General features: G+C 70.1%; 17 protein-coding genes and 1 pseudogene. 14 read left to right on the top strand and 4 right to left on the bottom strand.

The annotated features are described in order from the left end of the window. Positions 1-51: 51 nt before the first annotated feature. A complete protein-coding gene (locus tag ACIPFH_RS19825) occupies positions 52-213 on the top strand; it encodes a hypothetical protein (protein ID WP_401827999.1) in 162 nt (53 codons plus the stop codon). Positions 214-627: 414 nt separating this feature from the next. Continuing rightward, on the top strand, positions 628-1,836 hold the full coding sequence (locus ACIPFH_RS19820; protein WP_401827998.1) for a serine hydrolase domain-containing protein: 1,209 nt from the start codon (positions 628-630) through the stop codon (positions 1,834-1,836). Between the two features lie 800 nt (positions 1,837-2,636). On the opposite strand, the gene ACIPFH_RS19815 is transcribed toward ACIPFH_RS19820, so the two are convergent. Beyond that, positions 2,637-3,341: a TetR/AcrR family transcriptional regulator gene (locus ACIPFH_RS19815; protein ID WP_401827996.1), complete on the bottom strand. Its 705-nt coding sequence runs from the start codon at positions 3,339-3,341 to the stop codon at positions 2,637-2,639. 148 nt (positions 3,342-3,489) lie between these two features. On the opposite strand from ACIPFH_RS19815, the gene ACIPFH_RS19810 reads away from it, so the two are divergent. Both ACIPFH_RS19810 and ACIPFH_RS19805 read left to right on the top strand, forming a co-directional pair. Continuing rightward, entirely contained in the window at positions 3,490-4,167 is a 678-nt protein-coding gene (locus ACIPFH_RS19810; protein WP_401827994.1) for an SDR family NAD(P)-dependent oxidoreductase, read from the top strand. 121 nt (positions 4,168-4,288) lie between these two features. Further along, on the top strand, positions 4,289-4,507 hold the full coding sequence (locus ACIPFH_RS19805) for a hypothetical protein (RefSeq protein WP_401827993.1): 219 nt from the start codon (positions 4,289-4,291) through the stop codon (positions 4,505-4,507). Positions 4,508-4,535: 28 nt separating this feature from the next. On the opposite strand, the gene ACIPFH_RS19800 is transcribed toward ACIPFH_RS19805, so the two are convergent. Both ACIPFH_RS19800 and ACIPFH_RS19795 read right to left on the bottom strand, forming a co-directional pair. Beyond that, positions 4,536-5,405 (bottom strand): MBL fold metallo-hydrolase, encoded by an 870-nt coding sequence (locus ACIPFH_RS19800; RefSeq protein ID WP_401827991.1) that lies wholly within the window; start codon positions 5,403-5,405, stop codon positions 4,536-4,538. A gap of 303 nt (positions 5,406-5,708) precedes the next feature. After that, positions 5,709-6,704, bottom strand: a complete 996-nt coding sequence (locus tag ACIPFH_RS19795; protein ID WP_401827990.1) for a LysR family transcriptional regulator — start codon at positions 6,702-6,704, stop codon at positions 5,709-5,711. A gap of 126 nt (positions 6,705-6,830) precedes the next feature. Between ACIPFH_RS19795 and ACIPFH_RS19790 the strand changes: the two genes are divergently transcribed. From ACIPFH_RS19790 to ACIPFH_RS19745, 10 genes are all read left to right on the top strand, one after another. Then, a complete protein-coding gene (locus ACIPFH_RS19790) occupies positions 6,831-7,832 on the top strand; it encodes a fumarylacetoacetate hydrolase family protein (RefSeq protein WP_401827988.1) in 1,002 nt (333 codons plus the stop codon). Further along, complete coding sequence (locus tag ACIPFH_RS19785; protein WP_401827986.1) at positions 7,829-8,791, top strand: cyclase family protein; 963 nt, start codon at positions 7,829-7,831, stop codon at positions 8,789-8,791. Before ACIPFH_RS19790 ends, ACIPFH_RS19785 begins: the two co-directional genes overlap by 4 nt. Before the next feature lie 24 nt (positions 8,792-8,815). Then, a complete protein-coding gene (locus ACIPFH_RS19780; protein ID WP_401827984.1) occupies positions 8,816-9,946 on the top strand; it encodes an FAD-dependent oxidoreductase in 1,131 nt (376 codons plus the stop codon). Then, positions 9,943-10,947 (top strand): amidohydrolase family protein, encoded by a 1,005-nt coding sequence (locus ACIPFH_RS19775; RefSeq protein ID WP_401827982.1) that lies wholly within the window; start codon positions 9,943-9,945, stop codon positions 10,945-10,947. Before ACIPFH_RS19780 ends, ACIPFH_RS19775 begins: the two co-directional genes overlap by 4 nt. Positions 10,948-10,960: 13 nt before the next feature. After that, positions 10,961-11,899: a VOC family protein gene (locus ACIPFH_RS19770; protein ID WP_401827981.1), complete on the top strand. Its 939-nt coding sequence runs from the start codon at positions 10,961-10,963 to the stop codon at positions 11,897-11,899. A 95-nt stretch (positions 11,900-11,994) separates the two neighbouring features. Next, entirely contained in the window at positions 11,995-12,966 is a 972-nt protein-coding gene (locus tag ACIPFH_RS19765) for a fumarylacetoacetate hydrolase family protein (RefSeq protein WP_401827979.1), read from the top strand. Further along, complete coding sequence (locus ACIPFH_RS19760) at positions 12,963-13,715, top strand: SDR family NAD(P)-dependent oxidoreductase (RefSeq protein WP_401827978.1); 753 nt, start codon at positions 12,963-12,965, stop codon at positions 13,713-13,715. Before ACIPFH_RS19765 ends, ACIPFH_RS19760 begins: the two co-directional genes overlap by 4 nt. Before the next feature lie 109 nt (positions 13,716-13,824). Beyond that, positions 13,825-14,133, top strand: coding sequence for an SDR family NAD(P)-dependent oxidoreductase (locus ACIPFH_RS19755; RefSeq protein ID WP_401827977.1), 309 nt, complete (start codon positions 13,825-13,827; stop codon positions 14,131-14,133). Between the two features lie 16 nt (positions 14,134-14,149). Then, positions 14,150-14,932, top strand: coding sequence for a CoA transferase subunit A (locus tag ACIPFH_RS19750; protein ID WP_401827975.1), 783 nt, complete (start codon positions 14,150-14,152; stop codon positions 14,930-14,932). Then, a complete protein-coding gene (locus ACIPFH_RS19745; RefSeq protein WP_401827973.1) occupies positions 14,929-15,600 on the top strand; it encodes a CoA transferase subunit B in 672 nt (223 codons plus the stop codon). Before ACIPFH_RS19750 ends, ACIPFH_RS19745 begins: the two co-directional genes overlap by 4 nt. A gap of 307 nt (positions 15,601-15,907) precedes the next feature. On the opposite strand, the pseudogene ACIPFH_RS19740 reads toward ACIPFH_RS19745, so the two are convergent. Continuing rightward, positions 15,908-16,264: pseudogene (locus ACIPFH_RS19740) on the bottom strand (PLP-dependent transferase); the annotation flags it as partial. Positions 16,265-16,322 lie beyond the last annotated feature (58 nt).

The raw sequence follows: 16,322 nt of genomic DNA, 5'->3' as shown, positions 1-16,322 counted from the left end.
TGTCGAGACGCGCGGCCAGTTCGGGCTCTGGGATACACCACTCCGCCTGGCATGAGGAACATGTCGGGGACCGGCTGCGTGGCGGCGCTGCCGTCGACGGCGATCCGCACCCCGATCGAGGAGGCGACGTCGGCACCCGTCGTCGACACCAGGGCGACCTGCAGGACGAAGGAGATCCGGTCTGCGATCGACGACGTCCTCGCCCTGCCGTGACGACCGCTCAGCGGGCGGTGCCGCACACAGGCCCGGCGCCCGCGAACGGCCATGGGCGGTGACGGCGGGGCAGATCCAGTTGGCTGCCCCAGGCGCAGAGGTCACACCTCGAGCCACGCGTCCGTCGGCGCATGAGCGTGCTGTTCGGGATGCTCCGCGACGGCGCCTTCTACGAGCCCCGGCCTTCCGAAATTTTCGAGGGTCAACTCTGGGAGAATAAAAGGCCGTTAGGGTGTCAATGATCCATCACGCCGATCAAGGTTCGACGGGCTGCACACGGAGCACGGGGTCAGCCCCACCACCGCACCGCTGTCGCCGCTGCCCGCTGCCACAAGAACGAATGACGAAGAACAGCACCGAAACCCCTCCAGCTTCGGCTCGGCACTCGCCGGCCTTTCCCAGAGAAGGTTTTGTATGCGCATTCGAGCAATTGGCGTCGTCCTCGCAGGTCTCACGCTCACCACCCTCGCGACGCCCTCACACGCCGCTGCATTAGCGGCGCCGAACATCGAGGCCGTCCGCGCCGTGCAGCGACAGGCCATGGCGCAGGGCGCACCGGGGGCACTGACCCTCATCGACGACCAGGCCACCTACTACGGCGTCGCGAGCGGCAAGGCGAACACGGCCACAGGGGCCAGGATGGACACCGGCCGACGGTTCCGGATCGGAAGCGTCACCAAGACCTTCAGCACAGTCGTCCTGATGCAACTGGTTTCCGAGGGCCTCGTCAACCTGGACGCGCCGGCCAACACGTACCTGCCCACTCCTCTGCCGAGCAGCTCCATTACCGTGCGGCACCTGCTCAGTCACCGCAGTGGGCTCTACGACTACACCAACGATATGTTCTACTACACCGTTCCGGGCTTCGAGGCGGTGCGGAACAAGACATTCAGCTTCCAGGAACTGATCAACAAGTCCACGGCACGCCCACTGACCCTCACGCCCGGATCCGGTTACAGCTACTCCAACACCAACTTCGTGGTGATCGGCCAGATAATCGAGCACCTCACGGGGAAGCCGGTCGCAGAGCAGTATCGGCAGCGCATCTTCGAGCCGCTCAAACTCGGCAACACCTCTTATGTTCACCCCCTTACCGACATCGCCGGGTCCGCCTCGCGCGGCTATCTGCGACCGGACGACACCACGCTTCCCCTGGTGGATTCCACGGAGCAGACGGTCTCCTGGGCGCAGTCCGCCGGTGCGATCATCTCCAATGCGGAGGACCTGGACACGTTCTTCAGCGCCCTGCTCTCCGGCGCTTTGCTCCCGGAGAGTGCGCTGCGGCAGATGATGACCCTGGTCCCCGTCAACGCGGACGGCAGCCAGTCCTACGGTCTGGGTCTGCGCGCCAGGAAGCTGTCCTGTGGTGTGACGGTCTACGGGCACACCGGCACCGTGCAGGGGTACTACACCTGGGTGTTCGGTACTCCTGACGGCAGCCGCACCGTGACCTCCATGGCCAACACCTCCAATAACGGGGCTGTCAACACCACGTTGGGCGGAACGCTGGAAGCGGCATTCTGCGGCACCGCCCCAACAACGACCTCCCTGAGGTCCGCGGCAACGGTGGACGAGGGATTCCGTGAGGACATCGCCCCGGACGTCGTTCGCGGTCGCCGGTGACCGCGTCCGAGTCGCCGACACCGCTGACGACGCAGCATCCCTGACACGGAGTCCGGCGGCGACCGGCTGTCGAGCCCGCCGCCCGCCCGTCGAGCCGGTCGGGGCGGGCGGGCCGAAGTCGTTGACCAGGCTTGATGTCGTCCGTTGGCCACGACGACGGGCGAGCCCGTTGTGGCCCGTTCCCTCTACGGAGCTCTCATCCGCGGATGACACGACTTCTGAAAGGGACCATCCCAGCACGAGCGTGATCTCGGTGCCACAGGGCTCAGACACCCCTGCGCGCTGAACAAGTCGGATGACGCGCTTGCCGCGGGCGTGGCCGGTTTCGGTGGCGCGGTGGGCGTCCTGGATTGCGTCCAGCTCTCCTGCCCGGCTTCGGCGCGCAGCAGTGCGGCGGTGGCGATCGCGCCGGCTTCCCAGTCGACGAAGAAGTGCTGGGAAGCCGGGGCCGAGGAAGAGGTAGCGGCCGAAGTCGGGGCGCCCGTCCTCGGCGGTGGTGTGACTGTCGAACATCGGTGCGCGCAAGGCCCGGGCCAGCGGCGCTCGTCGTGTTCGCCCTCGGCCATGTGGTCGCCGCGCCGCCGGTGGAGGCGGCCGTCGCGTCGGCCCGTGATCTGCGGGTGGTGTGGCCCACGGGGCATCGCCTGCGGGGCCGGCGCGGGAACTGCTGCCCGCTGACGCGAAGGGAGGTTTCTCGCTCCCGCCGCCCCTCCCCTTCCTGCGCGACGTGCCGCCCTGGGCAGCCTTTCCGGGCATGCTGCCGCCGCGCTTCACCCAGGCACGGCGGGATGGACCTCGGGTCAGCTGGTCGTGTCCGGGTCCGGCGTGGTGAGGACGGCCGGGCCGGCACGGAGCATGGCCTTGTGGAGGTCGTCGTGCGGGGGCGAGGCGGGCAGGGGGCCGCGGGCCGGTGCCTCCGAGGACTGGATGAACAGCGCGACGACGCGCCGCCAGGCGTCGGGGGCGGCGCTGCCGGTGGCGCTGACGACACCGGCGTTGGCCGTGTGGAGCAGCACGATGTCCGAGGAGTCGAAGTCCTCGCGCAGCCTGCCCGCGGCCTTGGCCCGGTCGATGAGCCGCAACATGCCCTCAAGTGCCTCGTTGCGGCGCCCTTCCATGGCCTTGGCGGTGGGGAAGGACGTGGTCAGCACGTCGGCGAAACCGTAGTCGGCGGCCTGCATCGCGCAGGCGGTCTCGATATAGCCGACGAAACCGTGCCAGGGCTCGGGGTCGTCGAGGGCGGTGGCGACCGCGTCGGCGTAGGCGTAGGCGTCCATGCGGTCGGCGAAGACGGCGGCGACCAGCTCTTCCTTGGCGGGGAAGCGGCGGAACATGGTGGCGATGCCGACGCCTGCCTCGCGGGCAACGGAGGCCATGGAGGCGTTCAGTCCGTCGCGGGCGAACACCCTGCGTGCGGCAGCGATGATCCGCCCCCGGTTTCGCTCGGGGTCGCTGCGCAGCGGCTGGGCGCCGGTGTCGTCGGGGCGCTGGGAGCCAGGGGTCATACCCGCCAGTCCAGCAACTGGATTGACCTATCCACTTTTCCTGTTAGCCTGACCCCCAGCGAGCCGGAAAGGGCTATCCGGTTCGTAAATCGGATAGGCCTATCCGAATCTTGCCCGCTTCCCTGTCGCGCCTTACGAAAGGATCGCTGTGACCAGCATCGCCATCATCGGAGCCGGCCCGCAAATGGGTCTGGCCATCGCCCGCACCTTCGGCGCCCAGGGCCTCGACGTGGCCCTGATTTCCCGCAACCGCGAGAAGCTGGACGGTCTCGTCGACACACTTACCGCCGAGGGCATCACCGCCGCCGCGTTCCCCGCGGACGTACTCGACCATGACGCGCTCACCCAGGCGCTCAAGGACGCCGCCACCCGGTTCGACGGCATCGACGTCCTCGAGTACTCCCCGCTCGCCATGGAATCCACCGTGCTGGCCACTCCGGCCGAGAGCGACCCCTCCGACATCCAGCACGAGATCGAGGTCCAGCTGTACGGGGCCATGGCCGCCACCAAGGCGGTACTGCCCGCGATGCGCGAGGCCGGCACGGGCACCCTGCTCTACACCACCGGCGCCGGCTCCCTCGACCCGCTGCCGATGGTCGGAAACGTCAACGCCGCCGCCGCAGCGCTGCGCAACTGGGTGGTCAACCTGCACAAGGAGCTGGACGGCACCGGTATCCAGGTCGCTCACGTCGCCATCGACGTGGCGCTCGGCGGCGTCTCGATCGACCCCACGCTGCGGACGGCCACGCCCGAGGCCGTCTCCTCCGTCTACTGGGACCTGCACACCACCAAGCGCGACCAGGCCGAGATCGTCTACCGCGGCTGACGCCGCGTCGGCTCCCACGCCGATCTTCGATCGCGCCGCGGTGCGGCATGCCGCACCGCGGCGCGATCAAGGAGGATGTCCGCCCTCAGTGGTCCCTCACTCTCTCGAGGAGATGAGCGCCATGACCGCGACCAACGACCCGTCATACCTCTCCCCGATACCACTCGGCCCCCACGCGGCACGTCTCGTCGCGGCGTTCAGGGACGCTCTGGTCCGCATGCGCGGCGGAGAGGAACTGACCATCGAGGACCTCGACGTGGCCGACGAACTGCTGCAGTCGGTGCAGGCGACCACCGACACCTCCCTGGCGGCGACAGTCATGCCGTCCCTCGTGGCCTGACCCGCGCCTTCCCAGGGAACGGCCGCGATCACGCCGAGAGGAACGGCTCCGTCAAATGCGGCGTCGCCAGGTGCAGCCTGGTGGCGGTTTCGCGGCCGAGCATGCGCTCCCTCGAGTGCCTGGCCGCCTCAGGGTCGGTCTCGTGCGCGTAGGCGAGCTCGGGGTGGAGCAGTTGGAGCGCGTGCACCAGGAGATCGCCGGTGACGAGCAGCAGCTCGCGCCCGTCGGCGACCAGCACGCTCTGGTGTCCGGGCGTATGACCGGGCGTGGCGACCGCGCGCCCGACGCGCAGCCGCGTGTCCCCGTCGAGGAGCCGGAGCCGACCGGCGGCCGCGAGCGGGTCGGTGAGGGTCTCGCGAAGCTGCGGGTTGAGCGCGTCGAGGGCGTCGAACTCGGCCCGCTGAAGCAGGTACTCGGCGTTCGGGAAATAAGGGCGGCGGCCGCTGGTCGCGCCGCCGGTCGAAGCGCCGCCGGTCGAAGCGGCGCCCGCTGATGGGACGGCCGCCTCGGTCACGACCGCCCACCCGACATGGTCGGTGTGCAGATGTGTGAGCACCACGGTGTCGACTTCGGCCGGGTCGATGCCCGCGGCGGCGAGCGACTCGGGGAGCGCACCGGGCACGGGCGCCCACGAGCCGGCCGGGCTGTCCGCCGGACCGATCCCGGCGTCCACGACGGTGAGGCCCTTGTCGCCGCGAATCGCGTACGCGCGGAACTGGAGCCGCCAGCGGCCCTCGGCGTCGACCGCGCCCGGGTCGTAGCGGTCGGCCTCTGCCCACTGAGCGGCCGTGGCCTCGGGGAAGGCCTCGGCGCGCGGGGAGAAGAACGGGCCCTCGCCGTCGGCGAGGGCGATGATCTCGGTCGAGCCGATCCGGAGGCGGGGAACGCTCAGGGACATGGCCGCGATCCTTCCATGCCTTCCACGCGGGTGGTGACTGGCCCCATACCGTGATGATCTCGATGTGGGCGAGGTGATCTCCCAGATGAACAGTGGGCCATGCTGGGATCGTCGCTGCCTGTTGCGCTGTGGGGTGGGCCGTCGGTATGTCGAAGGCGCCTACAGCCGCCTGATCGCCGACCGCCTCGACATCACCGGCGCCCGCTGCGCGCTCGGCTTCGCCGAAAGCCGTTGGTGGGCCACTCAGGGCTTCAAGATCATCTCATCGCCCCTCCGACCGGTATCTCGGCCATGCCCCATGCTCTAGCCCGGGCCCGGGATCTCCGGGTCCGGGTGGCCGCGTCCTCGGTCGAGCCCGGTCGACGCCGTCGCCGCCGCCGGCTCCTGGGTCTCCCTGTCGAGCAGCCTCAATGCGGCCCGCGCGGCCGTCTCACGCAGCCAGATGTGGGCGGCGTCGTGCGTGTGCACCGGGTGCCACCACAGTGCCTCCCTCAGCGGAATGGCCTCGTACGGCGGCTCCACCACCCGCACGGCGGCGAGCGGCGCCATCAGACGGGCGAGGCGGGCCTGCACCAGAGCGATCCGCCGCGTGCCTGCCACCAGGAGAGGCAGCAACTGGAAGCCGTCGACGGAGACCTCCACGCGCGGTTCGATGCCGAGCATGCCGAGCTGGCGCACCGCGGGGGCGTCGTACGTGCGTTGGTAGGTGACCCAGGGCAACCGGGACAGGTCCTCCGCCGTGAGGCGGTCCCCGACGCTCGGGTGATTGTCGGCGACGAGAAACACCCAGCGGTCGTCGTAGAGGTCGGTGGCGGGGAAGTCGCTGATGATCCCGTGCGGCATGAGCAGGCCGTCGGTGGCACTGAGCAGCGTGGCGGTGTCGTCGACCACGGTGGGCGGGGTCTGGGAGAAGCGCAGCCGGATGCCGGGCGCCTCCTCGTGCACGACGCGGGCGAGTTCGGTGCCGAAGACGGCGACGGCGTAGTCCGACGCGATCAGTTTGAACTCGCGGATCTCCTTGGCCGGGTCGAAGGAGGCCTGGCTGGCGAAGAGGCGTTCCAGCACGTCATAGGCCGTCGAAGTGCGGTCGAGCAGGACCTGACCGAGGGCGGTGAGTTCGTAGTGGCCGCCGACACGGGCGAGCAGGTCGTCGTCGAAGTGGCGGCGCAGCCGGGCCAGGGCCGCGCTCATGGCGGGCTGGCTCAGCCCGACCCGCTGGCCGGCTCGGGTGACGTTGCGCTCTTCGAGCAGCGCGCGCAGCGCGACGACGAGGTTGAGGTCGAGACGGGCCAGATTCACGGACTTCCCCTAAGCGATACGGCGACGACCAGCCACAATAAACGGTATGGATACCGTCATCCATAGGATCTATTTCCCTGATTGCGGGTGCGGGGTCCAGATTGGTCACACCGCAATCGGGAGGACATGTCCGTGAAACCTGAACCCGCGTCCGCACTCTTCGCCGGACCTTTCGCCCTCGCCACGCTCTCGGCCCCGGACGGGCCCGCCTTTCCCTCCCTGGTGACGCCCGACGGCCGGACACTCGACCTGCGGCAGGCCTTCGGCGACGAGCGACTGACCGCGCTGGACGTACTGGACCGCTGGGAGACGGCCCTGCCGCGACTGCGCGCACTGGCGGCCGACCCCGCCCTGCCCCGCACACCCCTTGCGGGCCTTCGCGTGCACGCGCCCATCGCGCCGCGCCAGGTGTTCCAGTCGGGCGCGAACTACCGCCAGCACGTGATCGACCTCCACGTGGCCCATCGCGCCCCCGGCGACGAGCGGCCCGAGGCGGAGCGCCGCGCGGAGGCGGCGGAGCTCATGGATCGGCGAGCCGCCGAGGACTTGCCATACGTCTTCATCGGGCTGCCGAGCGCGATCACCGGGCCCCACGACGACGTCGTCCTGCCTGCCTGGGCCGAACAGCCCGACTGGGAGCTGGAGTTGGCGGTCGTCATCGGCCGGGCCACCTATCAGGTGTCGGTGGAGGAGGCACCGAATCACATCGCCGGCTACACCATCGCCAATGATGTGACCGACCGGGCCACCGTCTTCCGCCGGGACATGCCGCAGATCGGCACGGACTGGCTGCGCAGCAAGAACGCCCCGGGATTCACCCCGCTCGGCCCCTGGATCGTCCCGGCCGAGTCGATCGCGCACCCCGACGACCTGCGGGTCACCCTCAAGCTCAACGGCGAGACCATGCAGGACGAGTCCACCAAGGACATGATCTTCAAGGTCGCGCGCATGGTGGCGTACGCCTCGCAGACCGCCCAGCTCCTGCCCGGCGACCTGGTGCTCACCGGAAGCCCGGCCGGCAACGGCATGCACTGGGGCCGCCTGCTGCGCGACGGCGACGTCATGGAAGGCTCGGTCACCGGGCTCGGCGTGCAGCGCACCCGCTGTGTGGCGGAGGTCGCGCCGTGACCCTGGACCGCCACAACCCCGAGGCCGCCATCGCGGAGGCGGCCAAGGCCTTTTCCAACTGGGGGCGTTGGGGCGAGGACGACGTGCTCGGCACGCTCAACTTCCTCGACGAGGCCAAGCGCCGCGAGGGTGCGGCTCTCATCCGGCGGGGTGTCAGTTTCTCGCTCGCCCAGTCCTTCGACACGAACGGCCCGCAGCGGGGCTGGCGTCGACGCACCAACCCGGTGCACACGATGCTGGACACCGGCATGGACGCGGCCCTGGGCCACCAGCCCTTCCCGCACGGCATGGGCGGCGCCGACGACGTGATCGCGATGCCGCTGCAGTGCTCCACGCAGTGGGACGGGCTCGGCCACATCTTCGACCACGGCAAGGCGTGGAACGGGCGCCCCGCTGAGAAGGTCGTCACCTCCGAGGGCGACCTGGTCACCGGCATCGAGCACATGGCTCCTCACGTCGCCGGGCGCGGTGTGCTACTGGACGTGGGCCGTGTCATCGGTGACAGCGGCGAGCTGCCCGACGGCTTCGCCATCACCGAGGAGCACCTGAGGGCGACGGCCGAGGCTCACCGAGTGGCAGTGGGCCGCGGCGACATCGTGCTCGTGCGCACCGGCCAGCTGACCCGGGTCCGGCGTGACGGCTGGGGTGACTACGCGGGCGGCGATTCGCCCGGACTGTCCTTCACCACGGCCGGCTGGCTGCACGGCAGCGAGATCGCCGCGCTCGCCACCGACACCTGGGGCTTCGAGGTCAGGCCGAACGAGTTCGAGCCCGCCTTCCAGCCGCTGCACCAGGTCGCCATCCCGCACATCGGCCTGCTCATCGGCGAGATGTGGGATCTGGACGCGCTCGCCGATGACTGCGCCGCGGACGGCGTGCACGACTTCTGGCTCACCGCCGCCCCCCTGCCCATCACCGGAGCCGTCGGCTCCCCGGTCAACCCGATCGCCGTCAAGTAACCGGCGGAACAAGGGAGTTCCCCTATGAGCAAAGCCCGTACGGTCCTGGTGATCGGCGGTGGTGCAGCCGGCAACGCCGTCACAGTCCTTCTGCGTCGCGGCGGATTCGCCGTGGATCTGATCGAGGCCATGGATGACTGGAACGCCACCGCAGGCTCCGGCATCACCCTCCAGGGCAACGCCCTGCGCGTCCTGCGTGAACTCGGGGTGTGGGAGCAGGTCCAGGCGTCCGGCTTCGGTTACGGATCGGTCGGCATCACCGCCCCCGACGGCACCGTGCTGCACGTCGCCCGGGACATCCGCACCGGCGGTGACGACCTGCCCGCCACGCTCGGCATGCAGCGTCCCCGGCTCCAGCAGATCCTCATCGACGCCGTGCGCGCGAGCGGCGCCTCGGTGCGCCTCGGCACGACCGCGCAGATCCTCGACCAGGACGCGAAAGGGGTCTCCATACGCTTCTCCGACGGTACCGAGGGCCGTTACGACCTGGTGATCGCCGCCGACGGACTCGGTTCCTCGACCCGCGCGGCGATCGGCATCACCGACAAGCCGGAACCCACCGGCATGGCCATCTGGCGCATCGCCGCCCCGCGTCCGGCCGGTGTCACCCGCACCGACCTCGCCTACGGCGGCCCTGCCTACATCGCGGGCTACAGCCCCACGAGCGACAGCACCTTGTACGCGTACGTCGTCGAGGACAACCGCGACCGTGCCTCGATCCCGCCGCAGACGTATGCCGACGAGATGCGCCGCCTCGCCTCGGCATACGGCGGCTTCTGGCCGGAGATCACGAAGCACATCACCGACCCGGCGAAGGTCAACCACACGTGGTTCGACCGGCTGCTGGTCGAGGGCTCCTGGCACCGCGGCCGCGTGGTGCTGATCGGTGACGCCGCGCACTGCTGTCCGCCCACCCTCGCTCAGGGCGCTGCCCTGTCCCTGGAGGACGCGTGGGTGCTCGCCCAGTTGCTGACAGCCACGGAGAGCTGGGACGACGCGCTGTTCCAGGCGTACTACGAGCGGCGTATCGCCCGGGTCCGTCCGGTGGTGGAGGCGTCCGTGCAACTCGGGCAGTGGCAGCTCGACGGCGTCCGGGACGCGGACGTTCCCGGTCTGATGGCCCGGACCATGACGATGCTGCGGGAGCTGCCGTGACCGCTCTCACCGTCGACGTGCACGCCCACGTCCTGCTGCCCGAGGTCGAAGCACTGGTGGAAGGCCTGCCGGGGCTGACTCGGGCAAGGGCACTGGACGCCCGGCGCAACGGCCCGGCGGCCCTGGCCGTCAACGGGCCCATGGTGCGCGAGCGTGTGACGAGGCTGACCGACCCCGCCGTGCGGCTGGCCTCGATGGACGGGCAGGGCGTGGACGTCCAGCTCGTCAGTCCGTCCCCCTCGCACTACCACTACTGGGCGGACGAGGAGACGGGCGAGAAGATGTACCGGCTCGCGAACGAGGCGACGGCGGCGCATTGTTCGGCCGCCCCCGACCGGTTGCGCGGACTCGGCCTCGTACCTCTCCAGCACCCGCGGCTCGCGGTGCGTGCCCTCGACCACGCCCTGGAACAGGGACTGAGCGGAGTGGAGATCTCCAGCCACGCCCCAAGCCGTGAGCTGTCCGACCCGGCCTACGAACCCCTCTGGTCGCGGGCCGAGGAGAGCGGCGCGGTCCTCTTTCTGCACCCCTTCGGCTGCACGCTCGACGAGCGGCTCGACCAGTGGTATCTGTCCAACACTGTGGGACAGCCGACGGAGAACGCCGTCGCTCTCTCCCACCTGATCTTCTCCGGCGTCCTGGACCGCCACCCAGGTCTGAAGGTGATCGCCGCACACGGCGGTGGCTATCTGCCCACCCACATCGGCCGCTCCGACCACGCCTGGTCCACCCGTTCCGACGCCGGCGCGGGCTGCGCCCACCTGCCCAGCAGCTATCTGAAACGCCTCTACTTCGACTCCCTCGTCCACGACCCGCACGTCCTTGGGGAACTGGTCCGCGTGGCCGGTCCCGACCGTGTCTGCCTCGGATCGGACTTCCCGTTCGACATGGGAACCGAGGACCCCGTCGGCGCACTGCGCGCCGGCCGGCTGTCCGAGGCCGACTTCGACGCCGTACGCGGCGGCAATGCCGCGGCACTGCTCAATCTCACCCTCGACTGAGGAGGATCCCGTCATGAGCGCACGTCTGCTCACCCACCTGCGGCACGTCGATCTCGCCGTGCCCGACTACGACAAGCAGCTCGACTTCTACTCCGGGGTCTGGGGCCTGACCAAGGTGGCCGAGGACTCCGGCATCTCCTTCCTCGCCGCCGAGGGCTCCCCCGAGAGTTACGTCGTCCGGCTGCGCAAGGCCGACGAAAAGCGCCTGGACCTGGTGTCCTACGGAGCCGCCTCCCACGAGGACGTCGACACGCTCGCCGAGCGACTCCTCGCGAGGGGTGTGCAGTTGATCTCCCATCCGGGCAAGGTCGACACCCCCGGCGGCGGCTACGGCTTCCGCTTCTTCGACGTCGACGGACGCACCGTCGAGGTCTCGGCCGACGTCGAGGTCCGCCGGCACCGCAAGATCGAGGAAAAGGAGTCCATCCCGGTAAAGCTGTCCCACGTCGTCCTCAACTCCCCTGATCTCAACCGGACTCGGGAGTGGTACGAGCGTCACCTCGGCTTCCGCCTCTCCGACACACTCAGCTCGCCGCACATGGGCGAGGTCATGCACTTCATGCGGATCTCCAACCAGCACCACTCCATGGCCATCGCCCAGGGTCCGCACACCGCCCTGCACCACGTCTCCTTCGAGATGCGCGGCCTCGACGAGTACATGCGCGGCTCGGGCCGTGTCATCCGGGCCGGTCACCAGAAGGTCTGGGGCCCCGGCCGGCACATGGCGGGCGACAACACCTTCACCTACTTCCTCGACCCGCACGGCAACACCGTCGAGTACACGACGGAGCTGGAGCTGCTGGACGAGGACACCTGGCACCCGCACGTCTACGACTTCTCCGAGCCTGAGGTCACCGACCAGTGGGGCACCGCGAACCCGATGAACGAACTGGTCGCCAAGGAGTCGTTCAACGACCCCGACCGCGGTGTCTTCGTCGCCCCGCCGGTCTGAGCCCACCCCGACTCCCGGGGGCGCGGTGGCCCTGTCAACTGCCCTGACTGCACCAGCGCCGCTGCCCCCGGGCCCAGCCTGCCAGGAGCCGCACCATGCGTTTCGCCGCCTACGAACACCAGCATCGCCGCCGCGTGGCCGTCGTGGAGGACGACGGCACACTCCTCCCGCTGCCCGGCGTCACGTCGTTGACCGCCCTGCTGTCGGAAGCCGGCGGTCTGCCAGGGTTGCTGGCCACGGGCGCGGCGGCGCTGGACGTACCGCCCGGCCCCCACGTCTCCCAGGTCCGGCTGCTGCCTCCCCTCCAACCCGCGTCGGTACGGGACTTCGTCACCTTCGAGGAGCACGTGGAAGGCGTACGCCGGTCCGTGCAGAGCGCCGTCGGCGTACCTGAGCAGTGGTACGCCGCTCCGACCTTCTACTTCACCAACCCGCACGCCGTGTACGGCCCCCATGACAGCATTCCGGTGCCACCCGGCTCCACGGTGCTGGACTTCGAGCTGGAAGTGGCCGCCGTCATCGGCCGCGAGGGCCGCGACCTCACGCCCGAGCAGGCCCGCGACCACATCATCGGCTACACCGTCTTCAACGACTGGTCCGCCCGCGACCTGCAGTCCGCCGAAATGAAGGTCGGCCTCGGCCCCTGCAAGGGAAAGGACACCGCCACCACCCTCGGCCCCTACCTGGTGACCGCCGACGAACTGGAGCGCTACCGCGACGACGAAGGCTTCCTGCGGCTGACGCTCACCGCCGAGGTCAACGGCGAGGTCGTCGGCCAGGACCTGCTGTCCAACATGAGCTGGACGTTCGAGGAGATGGTCGCCTACGCCTCGCGTGGTACCCAGGTGATGCCCGGCGATGTCCTGGGCTCCGGCACGTGCGGCAACGGCGGCTGCCTCGCCGAGCTGTGGGGCGTACGCGGCGAGCAGACCCCGCCGCCGCTCGAGCCGGGCGACACCGTCACCCTCATCGTGGAAGGCATCGGCACCGTGTCCAACACCGTCGTCCCAGGCGCCGATCCGGTGCCTCTTCCCGTCGGCCGACGCCGGTCCCGGGAGCGGCCGTGAACGACCTGTACCGCAAGAGGCTCCTGGGACGGATCGTCGTCGTCACCGGCGCGGCGCGCGGCCAGGGCGCTGCCGAGGCGGAGGCGCTCACCCGGGAGGGCGCGCGGGTGATCGCCACCGACGTACGGCCGGAGGGCCACTGCCGCCGCCTCGACGTCACCAGCGAGAAGGACTGGGCCGAACTCGCCGCCGACCTGAGGGAGACTTACGGGCAGGTGCACGGCCTGGTGAACAATGCCGGCATCACCTGGCGCGCCCGCCTCGGCGACGTACGGGCCGAGGACTTCGACCGGGTCCACGCCGTCAACGTCACCGGCCCGCTCCTCGGCATCCAGCACCTCGCCCCGCTCATGCCACCCGGCTCCTCGATCGTCAACGTCGGCTCGTCCGCCGCACTCACCGCTCACTATCCGGTCGCCTACACCGCCAGCAAGTGGGGACTGCGCGGCCTTTCCAGAGTGGCCGCACTGGAACTCGGGCCGCGCGGAATCCGCGTCAACATCATCCACCCCGGCTACATCCAGACCGAGATGACCGCCTCCGCCGCACCGGCCTTCCACGAGGCCAACATCCGGGAGACCCCTCTGGGACGCACCGGAACCGTCGGCGAGGTCGCGCCCCTGGTCGTGTTCCTGCTGTCGGACGAGTCGTCGTTCATCACCGGCGCGGAGATCCCGGTCGACGGCGGCCTGACCGCGCACGGCGGCGTCAAGTCCGTGTCCGACGCCCTGCGTGAGGGGACGTCGTGAAGCGGCTCGACGGCAAGGTCGCCCTGATCTCCGGCACCGCCCGCGGCCAGGCCGGGCCGCCGCGCTGCTCCCCCAAGCTCTCGGCTGCGCTCGAGCAGGGGGTACCTCCATGGCGTCCAAGGGCGGCGTGATCGCGCTGACCCGACAACTAGCCGCAGAGGGAGCCCCGTACGGGATCCGCGCCAACTGCGTAAGCCCCGGCACGATCGACACGGACGGCTCCCGCGCCGGTCTCCTCGCCGAGGACCGCCCGATGCGCGACATCGCCCACCACATCCCGCTCAGCCGGGTCGGTACGCCCGACGACGTCGTCAACGCCGCCGTCTTCCTCCCCTCCGACGAGGCGTCGTACATCACCGGCACCAACCTGGTCGTCGACGGCGGCTGGCCCACCGTCCTGCCCGGCGCGGCACACTGAAAGGAACACCCACACCGTGGACAAAGTCATCGGCAGCGCCACCGAGGCGGTCGCCGACATCCCCGACGGAGCCTCGCTCGCCGTCGGAGGCTTCGGCCTCAGCGGCGTACCCGACGTTCTGATCGGTGCCCTGCACGCCCAGGGCACCGGCGGTCTACGAGTCGTCTCCAACAACTGCGGGGTCGACGGCCGCGGCCTCGGTGTCCTGCTCGCCGACGGGCGCATTGCCCGGGTCACAGGCTCCTACGTCGGCGAGAACAAGGAGTTCGCCCGGCAGTACCTGTCCGGCGAGCTGGAGGTGGAACTCGTTCCGCAGGGCACGCTCGCCGAACGCCTGCGGGCGGGCGGGGCGGGCATCCCCGCCTTCTACACCCCGGCCGGCGTCGGCACCCAGGTCGCGCAGGGCGGCCTGCCCTGGCGCTATGCCCCTGGGGGCACCTCCCGGCCGGAGGCTGGGGGAGGCTCGGTCGCCGTCGCCTCCCAGCCGAAGGAGACCCGCGACTTCGCGAGCCGCCCGTACGTCCTGGAGCACGGCATCACCACCGACTACGCACTCGTCCGCGCCTGGCGCGGCGATCGGCACGGCAACCTCTGCTTCCGCCGCGCGGCCGCCAACTTCAACCCGCTGGCCGCCATGGCCGGCCGCATCACCATCGCGGAGGTCGAAGAGCTGGTGGAACCGGGTGAGTTGCGCCCCGGTGACGTGCATCTGCCGGGGGTCTTCGTCCAGCGGGTGGTGCAACTGACGGCTGCGGAGGCCGCCGACAAGCAGATCGAGAAGAGGACCGTACGCGCATGAGCACGCCCAGCACATCCACGGGCTGGACCCGCGACCAGATGGCCGCCCGCGCCGCCGCCGAACTCACCGACGGCAGTTACGTCAACCTCGGCATCGGCCTGCCCACCCTGATCCCCGGCCACCTCCCGCCCGGCGTGCACGTCGTCCTCCACTCCGAGAACGGCATCCTCGGCACCGGTCCCTACCCCTACGAGGACGAGGTCGACCCCGACCTGATCAACGCGGGCAAGGAGACCGTCACCGTCCTGCCCGGAGCCAGCTTCTTCGACTCCGCCCTGTCCTTCGGCATGATCCGCGGCGGCCACATCGACACCGCCGTCCTCGGCGCCATGCAGGTCTCCGAACGCGGTGACCTGGCCAACTGGATGATCCCCGGCAAGATGGTCAAGGGCATGGGCGGTGCTATGGACCTGGTCCACGGCGCCCGCCGCGTCATCGTCCTCATGGACCACACCGCCAAGGACGGCAGTCCGAAGATCCTCGCGGAGTGCACCCTGCCGCTCACCGGCCAGCACTGCGTCCACCGCATCATCACCGACCTCGGCGTCCTCGACATCACCGACGACGGCCTCGCGCTGGTCGAGACAGCCCCCGGCGTCACCGCGGCGGACATCACGGCCCGCACGGACGCCCCTGTACGTCTGGACGCCCTGGCGGCCGCCTCCTGACCCGCACTTTCCCAGCCCCTCCCCGAAGCACAGATCCTCGCTGCTGCGGACAGGTCATCACCACCGGGGTTCGGCTCTCCGACACGTGATCCGTACACCAACGTTCGGTGTACGGATCACGTGTCGGAGAGCCGTGCGCCGACCGCCTTCGCCTCCTCGGTCTCCGTCACCTCTTCGACGAGGACCTGTAAGCCCCAACGAGGTGGCCTTCTACCCGGCCTACGGGCCGAGCGGCGTCACCGTCGCCAACTCCCCGTCCAGATCCCGCCAAAGATTTTCCACGTCCCCCAGACCCACCGACAGCCGCAGACAGCGGGGGTGGTACGCCGCCGATGGCGAAGCGGACCTGACGCAGCCCGCCCGCGAACTCCCCATCGCAGGCAACCGGACCGGCCGACATGTCTCCGTGCCCGCCGAGTACCTGGTGGCGTTGCGCAGCACCAGCAGGGCGCCCTGTTCGCCGGGCCGCCGGAGGGCGGGCTGTGGCGAACGTGTTGTCACACGCGCAGCGGTACGGGTACGCAGGTGTGGCGCCCTCCCCAGGACCACATCGGCCGGCGGGGGTCGGGGCGGGTGACTCCACGAGCCGCAGGCCGGTGTCCGGGCGCGGTGCGTCCGCGATGCCCGCCGGGCCGGTCCGGGTGGCCTCGCAACCCGGCAGTCCGCAGCGGTGGGACTGCGGGTCCCCGCTGCCGCCCGCCGCGTCCGCGGCCACGCCCTGA

This window comes from Streptomyces sp. NPDC088157 (assembly GCF_044741545.1).
GTDB lineage: Bacteria > Actinomycetota > Actinomycetes > Streptomycetales > Streptomycetaceae > Streptomyces.
The sequence above is the reverse complement of the archived record's forward strand: the minus strand, read 5'-3'. Positions and strand labels throughout refer to the sequence as shown.